Below are 12,944 nucleotides of genomic sequence, written 5' to 3'. Positions count from 1 at the left end.
TCAAGGAAACGGCCGTTAATTCCTCTGGACGAAGCAGGCAGACAGGCCAGCGGATTTCAAACTGTTGCAGGCCTGGTTCGCCTCTTCGAGCGATCCGTACGGCCCAGCGAAGGCGCGGTAGACGATTCCCTTGCCCTTGTCGGTCAGGTCGACCCGCTTGACCACGGGTGCGCGGGAGCCAAGCACGCTGCCGTACTTGCTCTGAAGCACCCGGTAGGAGGCGTGGGCGCTATCCTCGGTCTGCTGCGAGGAGACCTGCACGACGTAGCCGCCGCCACCGCTGCTCGCGGGCGCAATTTGCGTCGGATTGGTCGCAGCCATCCGCTGCGGTGGCTCCGCGGCCGGCGCCGATTGCGGCGCCAGCGAGAGCGGCTGATTGGCACTGGCATTGGCCGAGGTCGGCGGCGTGCGTGGTGCAGCTGGTGCCGCAACGGGCTTCGGGAGAGCTGTCGGCTTCGCGGCCGTGGCCGCTTGCGACGCGGTGGCGTCGGTCTGATCGCCCTTCACGGCCACGGTCCTGATCGCGCGCGGCGAATTGTTCGGCAGCGTGCCGTTACTCGGATTCGGGCCCGCACTCGACAGCGGAATGCTGGACGGCGACACGCTCGCGACTGGCGGCGGGTTCGCGTTCTGGTTCAGCGCCGGGAACACCACGCGGGGACCTCCCGCCTTGGCGTTGACGTCGACAGGCGCCTCCTCGCGCGGCACTATCTTCTCGGCGCCATCTCCGGTGACCATGCGGTCCGGTACCTTGGCTGAGGAGTCCGACGGCGCCGGCACGATTTTGGTCGGCGTGTTGTCGGCCTTGATGATCGGCGGCTCGCCGCTGCGGGGCGAGCCCACATAGGTCTTGTAAGCGAACGCAGCGCCGGTCCCGACCACGGCAAGGGCCAGGATCGCCGCGACGGTCATCATGCCGCCGCGCTGCTTCTTCGGCTCGTCGAGATCGGCCTCGGGATAGTCGCTCTGGAACGCGTAAGGATCGTCGGGATAGGCGGGATCGCGCTGATAGTCCTGCTCGCCCGCCTCCAGCCGTCCGTAGAGCGCCTCGTCGTAGCGCGCCGGATCGGGCTGCTGGTGGGCTTGCTCCTGGTAAGCCTGATCGGGCTGCTGATATGCCTGATCCTGATAGGCCTGCCCCTGATGGGTGCGAGCTTGATAGGCCTGATCCGGATAGGCCTGCGGCTGACGATAATCAGGTTCAGGCTCGGGCGCAGTCGGCTGGGCTGAATAACGATGCAGTGGATGAACCGGGTTTACGGAAGCGGGATAGGCAGGCTCAGCTGGCACCGTCTGCGGCTGCACATTGGCGCGCCGCATCCATGAGGGTGGCCCGGGCGGCGGCGGGGCCTGCTCGGCATAGTCCTGCTGGCCATCGTCCTGGCGATAGTCATCGTCCTGATAGCTCTGGGCAGGCGCAGGTGCTGCAGGCGGGTGCACGCCCGGCCGCCCTTGCGCTGCGAACGGATCGGTTTGCCCGATCAGGCGAGCAAGTTCGGCCAAGGGATCACCGTTCTCCGCCCTCCCATGCTGATCGCCACCGCGATAGTCATCGGAAGGAAACGGTCTGTCCTGATATCGTTCGGCCATCGTGATGATGCGTCCCTTCGGGAAAGCCGCGCGCCCCTCGACCAAGGCGCGGCTTTCGACCCACAAGGCTTTCAACCAAGTCTAAGCGATCCGGCTTCTGCCGGTTACCCCCGAAATCCCTTAAGTAGTTCGCCCCAAACTACCGCATCTCGTCCGGAGCATGGACGCCGAGGATGGCGAGGCCCGATGCCAGGACAGAGACGACGCCCTGGACCATGGCCAGCCGCGCCTTCGTTAGATCTGCATCATTATTGATAATGAAGCGTAAATAGGGCAAATCGCGCCCCTTCGTCCAAAGTGCATGAAATTCGCTGGCTAAATCATAGAGATAGAAGGCAATTCGGTGCGGCTCGTGGGCGGTTGCGGCCGCTTCCAGCATGCGCGGAAATATTGCGAGCCGCTTAAGAAGGTCGAGTTCAGCCGGGTTCGACAGCCGTTCCACCGCCGACTCACCCAGCCAGGCGATGCGCTTTTCCGTTTCCTCCGGGAGTTCCGGGAACACCTCGGCCCGGGCGTTGCGGAAGATCGAGTGGCCGCGGGCGTGGCCGTACTGCACGTAGAACACCGGGTTGTCACGCGACTGTTCCATGACCTTGGCGAGGTCGAAGTCGAGCACCGCGTCGTTCTTGCGGTAGAGCATCATGAAGCGGACGGCGTCCTGGCCGACTTCATCCACCACCTCACGCAAGGTGACGAAGTCCCCGCTCCGCTTGGACATTTTCACCGGCTCGCCGTTGCGCAGCAACTTCACCAGCTGGACGATCTTGACGTCGAGCGCCCCCTTGCCGGAGGTGGTCGCCTTCACCGCCGCCTGCATGCGCTTGATGTAGCCGCCATGGTCGGCGCCCCAGACGTCGATCATCTCCGCGAAACCACGATCGAACTTGTTCTTGTGGTAGGCGATGTCGGCGGCGAAGTAGGTGTAGGAATTATCCGACTTGATCAGCGGGCGATCGACGTCGTCGCCATAGGCGGTCGCCTTGAACAGCAACTGCTCGCGATCTTCCCAATCCTCGGTCGGAGCCCCCTTTGGGGGCGGCAGACGGCCCTGGTAGACGTCGCCCTTGGCGCGCAGGAAATCGATGGTCTCGGCGACCTTGTTGTTGCTGGCGTCCTGCAGCGAGCGCTCGGAGAAGAACACGTCGTGGCGGATGTTGAGCGCGGCGAGATCATCCTTGATCTCGTCCATCATCATCGCGATCGCCTTGGCGCGCACCGTCGGTAGCCACGCGCCCTCGCTCACGGCGAGGAGCTTGTCGCCGTGCTCCTGCGCCAGCGCCTGCCCGACCGGCTTCAGATAGTCGCCGGGATAGAGGCCTTCCGGCATCGCGCCGATGTCTTCGCCGAGCGCCTCGCGATACCGGAGGAACGCGGAGCGGGCGAGCACGTCGACCTGCGCGCCGGCGTCGTTGATGTAATATTCGCGCGTGACGTCACGGCCTGCGAATTCAAGCAGGCTCGCCAGCGCATCGCCGAACACGGCGCCGCGGCAATGGCCGACATGCATCGGTCCGGTGGGGTTGGCGGAGACATATTCGACGTTGACCTTGGAGCCGCCGCGGACGCGGCCGTAATCGGCGCCCTCGCGCAGCACGGTCCGTAGCGCCTCGGCCCATGCGGCCGGCTCCAGCGTCAGGTTGATGAAGCCTGGACCTGCGACGTCGACCTTGGCGATCAACGGGTCCGCGCGCAGCCGTTCGGCGATCTGCTCGGCGAGGTCGCGCGGCTTTGCCTTTGCCTCTTTCGCAAGCACCATGGCTGCGTTGGTCGCCATGTCGCCATGGGAAGCATCGCGCGGCGGCTCGACCACCACGCGCGAGAAATCGATGCCCTCGGGCCAGTTGGCTTCCGCCGCGAGCGCGCGGCAGACCGCGTGCACGCGTGCGAGCACGTCGGCGAACAGGTGCAGTGCTGAGGATGTGTCGGGCATGGGCGCCGCCTAACGCAAATCCGGGGTCGAGTCAAAGAGCCGCTGGTGCTCGGTCAGGGCGAAACGGTCGGTCATTCCGGCAATGAAATTCCCGATCCGGCGGGCCCGGTCGCCCTCATTGTCCGCCTCCGCCCCGACCAGCCATTCCGGCGGCAGCTCGCCGGGCGAGGTGAGGTATTTTGCGAACAGGTCGAACAGGATCTGTTCCGCCTCGCCCATCACCCGCATGACCCGCTTGTGGCGGTACATGTGCTGATAGAGAAAGCGCTTGATGGCGGCCTCCTCCTCGGCGACCGCGGCGGGGAATGCGATCAATGCCCGGCTCTGCTGGCGCACGTCCTGTGCGGATTGCGGTTTCACGGCGGCAAGGTTTATCTGGGCCTCGGCGAACACGGCACCGATCAAGTGTGAGATCAGCTCGCGCACCAGCTCGGCGCCGCGCCTGACGTCTTCGAGATCGGGGTAATGCGCAGAAGTCTCGGCGATAATCTCCGCGGTCAGCGGCATCACCTTGAGGTCGTCGAGGTGAAACAGGCCGGCGCGCAGACCGTCGTCGATATCGTGGGCATCATAGGCGATGTCGTCCGCGATCGCGGCGACCTGTGCCTCCAGCGAGGCGAAACTCCACAATTCGAGATCATAGATCTTGATGTAGTCGGCGATGCCGACGGGAACGCCGCGCTCGCGATAACGCCCGGCCGGCGCACCGCTGCGATCGGTCAGCGGGCCGTTGTGCTTGACGATGCCCTCGAGCGCTTCCCAGGTCAGGTTGAGCCCGTCGAATTCGGGATAGCGCTGTTCCAGGGCCGCAACGACGCGGAGCGTCTGGGCGTTGTGATCGAAGCCGCCAAAATCCTTCAGGCAGGCGTCCAGCGCCCGCTCGCCGGCGTGCCCGAACGGCGGATGGCCGAGATCGTGGGCGAGCGCCAGGGTTTCCGTGAGGTCCTCGTCCAGCCCGAGCTGCCGGGCCAGCGCGCGGGCGATCTGCGCCACCTCCAGCGAATGGGTCAGCCGGGTGCGGTAGTGGTCGCCCTCGTGGAACACGAACACCTGGGTCTTGTATTTCAGCCGGCGGAACGCGGTGGAATGGATCACCCGGTCGCAATCCCGTCGAAACGGGCTGCGGGTCCGGCTTGGCGGTTCCGCGACCAATCGGCCGCGACTGCGCTCGGGATCGCAGGCATAGGGCGCGTGGGGGGCAGCCATTCCGACGGACACGGCGAATTTAGTCTCTATCCATTTGATTCTGCGTATGGTGGCACTTAACTATGCCGGACGCGGGATACCAACTGAATAGGGCACGTGACCTTCAGGTGACCTTGGTGTGACCGCGGGCCTATCGGAGACGAACGATGACGACTGACGTGACCATCAGTGACAAGGCCGCACGCCGGATTGGGGAGATCCTCAAGGGCGAAGGGTCTGGCGCGATGCTGCGGATCTCGGTCGAGGGCGGAGGCTGTTCCGGCTTCCAGTACAAGTTCGACATTGACCGTGCCCGCACTGACGACGATCTCGTGATCGAGCAGGACAATGCGGTGGTGCTGGTCGATTCCGCCTCGCAGCCGTTCCTGGCGGGGTCGCAGGTCGATTTCGTCGACGATCTGATCGGCGCCTCGTTCCGCGTCAACAATCCGAACGCCACGGCGTCCTGCGGCTGCGGGACCAGCTTCTCGATCTGACGTCGCCGGCTAGGCGCCGGTCATCTGCCTTTCCTCGTCCGTCCACTCCACGTCGACCGACATGAGCTCCGGCTGAAGTGGTGCGTCTCCCGCCATCACATGTCCATCGAGCGCGCGCAGCAGCGCCGCCAGCAGCGCGGGTTTGCGTAGCGGCTTGGCCAGGAAGTCCGACATGCCGGCCTCGCGGCAGATTTTGACGTCCTCGGGGAAGGCATTGGCGGTGAGCGCGATGATCGGCAAGGATTCGAATCGGCCACCTTGCGCACGGATCGCCCGGGTTGCGGCAAGGCCGTCCATGTCGGGCATCCGCACGTCCATCAGCACGATATCGTATTCGCCTTGGGACATGGCCGCGACGGCGTCAACACCGTCGGTCACGACGCGCAACTCGACATCGAAGGCGCCAAGCATCTTGCTCACGACCATGCGGTTGACGGCGTCGTCCTCGGCGACCAGCACCCTCAGCGGTCGGTCGAGACTCGCGATACGCGCCTTGAGGTCGTCGGCTTCGTCGCGGTCGGCAATGTAGTCGGATGCCTGCTCCTGGCTCCAGGGCAGCACCAGCGTGAAGCTGAATGTCGAGCCCTCGCCCGGCGTCGAGGTGACGCCGATGGTGCCGCCCATCTGTTCGATGATGCGCCGGGAGATCGCAAGCCCAAGCCCGGTCCCGCCGAAGCGGCGGCTGATCGAGGCGTCGGCCTGCGCGAAGTCGGAGAAGAGCTGGCCAAGCTTCTCGGGGGCGATGCCGATACCGCTGTCGGTCACGCTCCATTCGACGGTGGCGAGCAGATCGCGGCGGGCCTGACAGACGGCTGCGATCGTGACTTCGCCTTGGTCGGTGAACTTCACCGCGTTGGATGCGAGGTTGAGCAGGACCTGGCGGATACGCGCGACATCGCCGCGCAGCGTCGGCGGCAGGTTCGGATCGAGCTTGACCTTGACCGCGAGCCCCTTGCTCTTGGCACTCGCGCGCACGACGGTCGCCAATGTCTCTACCAGCGCCTGCGGCGCGAAGTCGATCACCTCGAATGCGAAGCGTCCGGCCTCGAGCTTGGAGAGGTCCAGGATGTCGTTGAGGATGCGCTGGAGATTGTCGCCGGACTCGCGGATCGTGGTGACGGCCTCGTGCTGCTCCGGATCGAGTTTTGTCTCCAGAAGCATGCTGGCAAGCCCGAGCACGCCGTTCATCGGCGTGCGGATCTCGTGGCTCATCACCGCGAGGAAATCCGATTTGGCGCGGCTCTCGGCCTCGGCCTTTTCCGCGCGCCAGCGCTCGGTCACGTCGCGGCCGAAGCCGCGATAGCCGAGGAATTGACCGTCGCGGTCGTAGGCCGGCTTCGCGGTGAGCGACCACAGCCGCGCCTCGCCGCCGGCGACGACCTTGAGATTCATCTCGTGCAGCGGTTCGGCGTGCTCCATCAGGCCGACGACATTGTAGGCCGCGCTCTTGTCTTCGGGGCACAGCATGTCGAGCACGTCGGCGAAATGCGAGCCCTTCAGCAAGGGCAGTGGCAGCTGTGCGACCGCGGCGAAGCGCTCGGGCACGTCGACCAAATGCCCTTCGGCGTCGGTCTGCCACAGCCAGTCGCTGGCGTTCTCCTGAAAATCTTTCAGCAACAGCGAGATGATCTCGGTCTGGCGCTCGAGCTCAAGCTGGGCCTTGAGATTGCCAAGGAACAGATTGCCTTGCGAGACGATGTTGCGCGCCATGAAGAACGCGAACAGCAGCAGGAACACGGCGGTCACGAGGTAAGGCCCGGTGCCGCATAACAGCAACGCACCGGCGCAGGCGATCGTCGTCGTCGCGAGATAGACAAGGCCCGCACGCGGGAAGGTCGAGAGCGTGAAGGCACCGCCGGACATCATGCCGACCATAAGGCAGGCCAGAATGAGCTGACTGGTCGGCTCGATGCGGCTGAACAGCGCGACCGGCAGCGTGCCCCAGATTGCGGCGAGGAAGAACGCCTGCCGCAACATCTGCCGCGCGGCGCGGGGTGAGGCTTCCTGAGGCGGGCTTTGGTGGGAGCGCCGCCACGCGCGCACCGCGAGCGAGGCGGCGGTCGCGAGGGTCATGCCCCAGATCGCGAGAAAGTCGTTCCAGCCACGACCCCAGAACAAAATCAGCACCACCGCGACGTTGAGCATAGTGACGGCCATCGTCACCGGGATCAGGCGTATCACCGCGTCGATCTGCTTGGCACGGATGCGGCTCAGCTCGCGCTCGCTGAGACCGGCGGTCAGGCCGTCCTCGATCTCGTAGCCGCCGAGCCAGTACAGGAACGCGCCGATCAACCCGTCGCGGGGCTCGGTTCGCTTCATGGCTTTGTTCGGCCGTCCCATTCGAAAAACCTTTTCACGATCAATGGCCCAGGCCCGACTTAAGCCGGGTTAATTTTGTGGGAGATTTCGCAGCGTCCTTGACGGGCGCGTTTGCATTTTGTTCTAACCATGGCCCCTGCCCGGAGCCGCCAAGATGCCCATCAGAATAGCCACCTGGAACGTGAACTCGGTCCGGCAGCGCATCGATCTCCTCCTGACCTGGCTGAAGGAGTGCCAGCCGGACATCGTCTGCCTCCAGGAGATCAAATGCGTCGACGACGCCTTCCCGCGGCTGGAGATCGAGGCGCTCGGCTACAACGTGGTCACCCACGGGCAGAAGACGTTCAACGGTGTCGCCCTGCTCTCCAAGCTCCGGTTCGACGAGACCAAGTCGGGGCTGGCCGGCGACGACAAGGATGCGCATGCCCGCTTCCTCGAAGGCGTGGTGACGCTCAAGTCCGGCGTGCTGCGCATCGCCTGCCTCTATCTGCCCAACGGCAATCCGGTCGGCACCGAGAAATATCCCTACAAGCTCAAATGGATGTCGCGGCTTCTTGAGTATTCGAAGGAGCGCCTCAAGACCGAGGAGCCGCTGATCCTCGCAGGCGACTTCAACGTCATCCCGCATGCCCGGGACGTCCATAATCCCGCCGCCTGGACCGAGGACGCCCTGTTCAAGGCCGAGACGCGGGAAAGTTTTCAGTCCCTGCTCGGCCTCGGCCTGACCGATGCGCTTCGGGCCGTCACCGACGAGCCCGGGCTCTACACGTTCTGGGACTACCAGGCCGGCGCCTGGCAGAAGAACCACGGCCTGCGGATCGACCACCTTCTGCTGTCGCCACAGGCCAGCGACCGGCTCGCCAATGTCGGCATCGACAGCTATGTGCGCAGCTGGGAGAAGCCGTCGGACCACGTGCCGGTGTGGGCGGATCTCGATCTTGAGGCGGCGTGAGGCCGCCTCAACCCATCACTCCCGTCGACCCTGCACCCATTGCTCCAGCATCTGCAGGCACATGGCGCGATCGTCGTCGGAGGCCTTTGCGAAGGCGCGGTTGTAGTTTTCCTTGATCCAGGTCTCGTCGCTGCCTGCGCTGTCGCGCGCCAGCGTCAGCCACATCAGGCCGCGGGCGGCCTGCCGCGGCAGGCGGTCACCGTTGAACAGCATCTGGCCGAGCAGCGCCTGGGCCTCGTGCTGACCCTTCTGCGCGGCGAGCCCAAGCCAGCGCGCGCCGTAGCGGAAATCCTCGCGCGAAGCGTCCGGCGTCTTCAGGTACAGGCGGGCGAGATCGTATTGCGCATCCGCATTGCCGAAATAGGACGCGGCATAGGAAAACATCTCCCGCGCCCGCTCCTGGTCCGGCTTGACCTTCGAATTCGGGATGCCGCTGAGATAATAGCGGCCGAGCGCCACAAAGGCGTTGGCGACGATCTGCGCCTGCGGCGCGGACGGGCTGTCTTCGGCGTGCGCGTTGGCGATGCGGGTGAAATACTCGAACGCACGCACATCGTCCTGGGCGACGCCGTCGCCATTGGCGTACATGCGGCCGAGCTTCCACTGCGCGATGGGGTGGCCACCCTCCGCGGCATATTGCAGGGCGCTGAGCGAGGTTTCCTGGGGCACGACTGGCGGTACATTGCGCACCTTGCCTGCTGCGCCCGGCAAGGTCGTGACCACCGGGATGGTCGCATCCTTCTGGCTGACGGGTGCGCCGTCAAAGGCGAGCGCCGGCGCGGCCAGCGCAGTAGCCCCCAACACAAATGCAACGATGGTACGCCTAGATGTCCGCATAGCACTGTTTCTCGTGCGCGCCGCCCGGATGGGTCACTGCCCCACCGACCGCTGGTCCAACCTGCTGAGCATATTTCCAGAGCGCGCCCGTCGTGTGGTTAGTCGCGCGAGCGGTCCATTTGGTCTTGCGTTTGGCAAGCTCCTGGTCGCTCAATTTTACGTTAAGGGTACCGGCGACCGCGTCGATTTCGATGATATCGCCGTCCTCCAGCAACCCGATCGGGCCGCCGATGGCGGCTTCCGGCCCGACATGGCCGATGCAGAAGCCGCGGGTGGCGCCGGAGAAGCGGCCGTCGGTGATGAGCGCGATCTTGCCGCCCATGCCCTGGCCGGTCAGCGCCGCGGTGGTCTGGAGCATTTCCCGCATGCCGGGACCGCCCTTCGGCCCCTCGTAGCGGATCACGATGACTTCGCCTTCGCGGTAGGTGCGCTTCTGGACGGCCTCGAAAGCATCCTCCTCACGGTCGAAGCACCTGGCCGGACCGGTGAACCTGAGGTTGGACATTCCCGCGACTTTCACGATCGCACCTTCTGGCGCCAGATTGCCCTTCAGACCGACCACACCGCCGGTGACGGTGATGGGCTTGTCTGCCGGGTGCACCACGTCCTGGTGCGGATTCCACTTCACGCTTTTGAGGTTTTCGGCGATCGTTCGACCGGTGACGGTCATGCAGTCACCGTGGAGAAATCCGTTGTCGAGCAGCGTCTTCATCAGAAGCGGTATGCCACCTACTTCAAACATGTCTTTGGCGACATAACGGCCGCCTGGCTTCAAATCCGCGACGTACGGTGTCTTTTTGAAGATTTCGGCGACGTCGAACAGGTCGAACTTGATGCCGCACTCGTGCGCGATTGCCGGCAGGTGCAGTGCAGCATTAGTCGAGCCACCGGACGCGGCGACCACGGCGGCGGCATTCTCCAGCGCCTTGAGGGTGACGATGTCGCGTGGCCGGATGTTTTGGGCGATCAGCTCCATGACCTGCTCGCCCGCGGTCATGCAGAAGGCGTCGCGAATTTCATAGGGTGCCGGAGCACCGGCCGAGTACGGCAAGGCCAGCCCGATCGCCTCGGAGACGGTCGCCATCGTGTTGGCGGTGAACTGCGCGCCGCAGGCACCCGCCGAGGGGCACGCCACGCGCTCGATCTCGTCGAGGTCCTCGTCCGACATTGCGCCGACCGAGTGCTTGCCGACGGCTTCGAACATGTCCTGCACGGTCACCTGCTGGCCCCGGAAATTGCCGGGCAGGATCGAGCCGCCATAGATGAAGATCGAGGGCACGTTGAGACGGACCATCGCCATCATCATGCCCGGCAGCGACTTGTCGCAGCCGGCCAGGCCAACGAGAGCGTCATAGGCGTGGCCGCGGATCGTCAGTTCGACGGAATCGGCGATGCATTCGCGCGACGGCAGCGAGGAGCGCATGCCGTCATGCCCCATCGCGATGCCGTCGGTCACGGTGATGGTGCAGAACTCGCGCGGCGTGCCGCCGGCGGCTGCGACGCCCTTCTTCACCGCCTGCGCCTGGCGCATCAGGGAGATGTTGCAGGGCGCGGCCTCGTTCCAGCACGAGGCGACGCCGACGAAGGGCTGGTGGATCTGGTCGGTGGTCAGACCCATGGCGTAGAGGTAGGAGCGATGGGGCGCGCGCGCAGGACCTTCCGTCACGTGACGGCTCGGCAGCCTCTGCTTGATGTTGCTCTTCGCGTCCATCGCAAACCAGTTTCCCCGGCCAACCCTTTCAGACCCGAAAAATCAGAGCCAAGACTTTAATCGACCTTTTGAATCGACCTTGGGGATTTCCGTCGTCTTCCAGGATCACCGCTGCCGCTAAAATATTCGAGTGATTTTATTCATGTTCGGGTGTGGCCAAAAAGCGGCGTCGATGCGAACGGACAGAGAAGATGGTTAAATCCGTGACGGGTGTTGCACGGACGGCACAATCGTGGCCGTGAGGACACGATCGAGCTTACTGCGATACCCCCGGCGGGAGGACAATCCACTTCAAGTTTCCGGTGCGTGCCTGCGTTGCAACTTCGGCGCGACCACGAGGCGCAGCCAAGGTGAGTCGGCGCCTTCATCTCCCCGCCTGTCCGGACGCGCTGCAAGGGCGCTGCGTCCAGGCCACAGATCGAAGTGTTGTGCACACTCTCTCCACATCGTCTTTGCGAGCGGAGCGACTTGTCCGCCGAAGCTTTAGCGAAGGCGGAAGCAATCCAGAATCCTCCGCGGAAAGACTCTGGATCGCTTCGCTGCGCTCGCAATGACGGAGCAAGGGGCAGCAATCGCCATCCGCCAATGCAGATTCAACTTGCAGACACGCTTCGCGTTCTCGCGGCTGATTCCGCCCGAGCTTTGCTTCGTCGCTTCACCCTCTTGTCCAAGAGGGCGCAGGGTACCCGCTGTCGTGCTCGCCAGCGTGGGCAGCCTGATCGCGGTGCTCGACCGTGCGCACGGGCTGATGGCGAAACTGTCCATCGCCGTCGTGGTCTGCGCCTGGGTCTGGATCGTCTGTCGATCGCGGACGCGCGGCTTGAAAATCCGATCGTCCGTGCTGGCTGCAATGTGCGCCGCGACCGTTCTGACCGCGACGGCCGCGCTGTGGCCGGTGATGGGGTCCGCCGTCTTCCACACCCGCGGTGTCGCCAAGAAGCCGAAGCCTCCGGCCGGCTGATGGACGCAATCACAATCTTCGGACTGCGATCAGTGCGATGCTGCTGTTTACGCGCTCGAGCCGCGCGGACCGCATTTCGTGCTGGCCTTCGCGGCAGCCTGCGCGCTCAGCGGGGTCTATGGCTTTCTCCAGGGCGCCTGGCCGTTCGGGTTTGTCGAGACGGTTTGGACAGCGGTCGCCTTGCAGCGCTGGGCAAAGGTCCGGTTATCGGCCTGACCGGACTTCAGTGCCTTGGTTGGCGCTCAGGCGTTCCGCATCGCGCGCCCGAACGGATCGGCCAGACGGACGATCTCACAGGCGGCGACGAGGCCGGCGAGCCAGATGGCGCTGGTCAGCCCGATCCGTGTCACGATGGCGGCGGTGAAGGCGCCCTCGCCGCCCAGGACCGGCGTCGCGGCAAGCAGCGCGAACTCATAGACCGCGTAGGCGGCAACGAATGCAATCGCAAGCATCAGCGGCGTGCGGCCTTGCGGCAGCCTACGGAGGACCGTCGATGCTGCTGCGGTCGATAGCAGCGCAGCAGCGCCGATGACGAAGCCCCAGGCGATAGTGCTGGGGTCGATCGGATAGTGCAGCGCGCCGAAGCCGATGCCCTGGTTCACCAGCCAGGCGCCCGTGACGACGAGCAGCGCCGGACGCAGCGGCAGCATGGCGGCGGCGACAACCGCGCAAGCCGCAAACGGCGTGGCACAGGCGAATGCAAAGCTTGCCAGCGCGCATGACACGATCAGCAGCGCGAAGCCGAACAGCGGCGCAAGGCGCGCCGCGACCGGGTTAAGGCGGAAACGGTCGCCGAGGGGCGGCAGGATTGGACGGGGCATGGATGAACTCATGCCGACGATCCTAGCACATTTGCACCTGCTTGGATCACCTCCCGCGGCAGTTCCAACTGCCTCATCAGAGGTCCCGACGGATGGTGACGCGCGCCCTCTTGCCCTCAGCTGGCTGCGCTCGGCCTCTTC

At 64.9% G+C, this 12,944-nt stretch carries 10 protein-coding genes and 1 pseudogene; 4 read left to right on the top strand and 7 right to left on the bottom strand.

The features are described from left to right. Positions 1-15: 15 nt before the first annotated feature. The 3 genes from AC0L3B_RS24210 to AC0L3B_RS24200 form a co-directional block, all read right to left on the bottom strand. Positions 16-1,590, bottom strand: coding sequence for an SPOR domain-containing protein (locus AC0L3B_RS24210; protein WP_247392821.1), 1,575 nt, complete (start codon positions 1,588-1,590; stop codon positions 16-18). Between the two features lie 139 nt (positions 1,591-1,729). Continuing rightward, a complete protein-coding gene (argS, locus tag AC0L3B_RS24205; RefSeq protein WP_473381135.1) occupies positions 1,730-3,520 on the bottom strand; it encodes an arginine--tRNA ligase in 1,791 nt (596 codons plus the stop codon). Between the two features lie 9 nt (positions 3,521-3,529). Continuing rightward, on the bottom strand, positions 3,530-4,738 hold the full coding sequence (locus AC0L3B_RS24200) for a deoxyguanosinetriphosphate triphosphohydrolase (protein ID WP_026233487.1): 1,209 nt from the start codon (positions 4,736-4,738) through the stop codon (positions 3,530-3,532). A 134-nt stretch (positions 4,739-4,872) separates the two neighbouring features. Between AC0L3B_RS24200 and erpA the strand changes: the two genes are divergently transcribed. Next, the gene (erpA, locus tag AC0L3B_RS24195; RefSeq protein ID WP_007610737.1) at positions 4,873-5,202 is read left to right on the top strand and encodes an iron-sulfur cluster insertion protein ErpA; all 330 of its coding nucleotides are present in this window, start codon (positions 4,873-4,875) and stop codon (positions 5,200-5,202) included. A gap of 9 nt (positions 5,203-5,211) precedes the next feature. Here erpA and AC0L3B_RS24190 read toward each other — a convergent pair whose 3' ends face one another. Further along, complete coding sequence (locus tag AC0L3B_RS24190) at positions 5,212-7,542, bottom strand: hybrid sensor histidine kinase/response regulator (RefSeq protein ID WP_473381134.1); 2,331 nt, start codon at positions 7,540-7,542, stop codon at positions 5,212-5,214. A gap of 133 nt (positions 7,543-7,675) precedes the next feature. On the opposite strand from AC0L3B_RS24190, the gene xth reads away from it, so the two are divergent. Further along, on the top strand, positions 7,676-8,473 hold the full coding sequence (gene xth / locus AC0L3B_RS24185; protein WP_473381133.1) for an exodeoxyribonuclease III: 798 nt from the start codon (positions 7,676-7,678) through the stop codon (positions 8,471-8,473). Between the two features lie 15 nt (positions 8,474-8,488). Here xth and AC0L3B_RS24180 read toward each other — a convergent pair whose 3' ends face one another. Then, on the bottom strand, positions 8,489-9,310 hold the full coding sequence (locus tag AC0L3B_RS24180) for a tetratricopeptide repeat protein (protein WP_007590646.1): 822 nt from the start codon (positions 9,308-9,310) through the stop codon (positions 8,489-8,491). Further along, positions 9,297-11,021 (bottom strand): dihydroxy-acid dehydratase, encoded by a 1,725-nt coding sequence (gene ilvD, locus AC0L3B_RS24175; protein ID WP_446481451.1) that lies wholly within the window; start codon positions 11,019-11,021, stop codon positions 9,297-9,299. The genes AC0L3B_RS24180 and ilvD overlap by 14 nt, the downstream gene beginning before the upstream one ends. A 694-nt stretch (positions 11,022-11,715) precedes the next feature. Between ilvD and AC0L3B_RS24170 the strand changes: the two genes are divergently transcribed. Together AC0L3B_RS24170 and AC0L3B_RS24165 are read left to right on the top strand one after the other, a co-directional pair. Continuing rightward, entirely contained in the window at positions 11,716-11,982 is a 267-nt protein-coding gene (locus AC0L3B_RS24170; protein WP_473381132.1) for a hypothetical protein, read from the top strand. Then, positions 11,982-12,198: pseudogene (locus tag AC0L3B_RS24165) on the top strand (hypothetical protein). The gene AC0L3B_RS24170 and the pseudogene AC0L3B_RS24165 overlap by 1 nt, the downstream one beginning before the upstream one ends. Positions 12,199-12,224: 26 nt before the next feature. Here AC0L3B_RS24165 and AC0L3B_RS24160 read toward each other — a convergent pair. Then, entirely contained in the window at positions 12,225-12,803 is a 579-nt protein-coding gene (locus AC0L3B_RS24160) for a hypothetical protein (protein WP_247487493.1), read from the bottom strand. Positions 12,804-12,944: the final 141 nt, after the last annotated feature.

Source organism: Bradyrhizobium sp. Kon56 (assembly GCF_055807635.1).
This window is presented reverse-complemented; position numbering and strand designations above follow the sequence as displayed.

Coding starts and splice junctions, on each gene's coding strand:
- AC0L3B_RS24210 (WP_247392821.1), bottom strand. CDS start 1,590: ATGGCCGAACGATATCAGGACAGACCGTTTCCTTCCGATGACTATCGC.
- argS (WP_473381135.1), bottom strand. CDS start 3,520: ATGCCCGACACATCCTCAGCACTGCACCTGTTCGCCGACGTGCTCGCA.
- erpA (WP_007610737.1), top strand. CDS start 4,873: ATGACGACTGACGTGACCATCAGTGACAAGGCCGCACGCCGGATTGGG.
- AC0L3B_RS24190 (WP_473381134.1), bottom strand. CDS start 7,542: ATGGGACGGCCGAACAAAGCCATGAAGCGAACCGAGCCCCGCGACGGG.
- xth (WP_473381133.1), top strand. CDS start 7,676: ATGCCCATCAGAATAGCCACCTGGAACGTGAACTCGGTCCGGCAGCGC.
- AC0L3B_RS24180 (WP_007590646.1), bottom strand. CDS start 9,310: ATGCGGACATCTAGGCGTACCATCGTTGCATTTGTGTTGGGGGCTACT.
- ilvD (WP_446481451.1), bottom strand. CDS start 11,021: ATGGACGCGAAGAGCAACATCAAGCAGAGGCTGCCGAGCCGTCACGTG.
- AC0L3B_RS24160 (WP_247487493.1), bottom strand. CDS start 12,803: ATGCCCCGTCCAATCCTGCCGCCCCTCGGCGACCGTTTCCGCCTTAAC.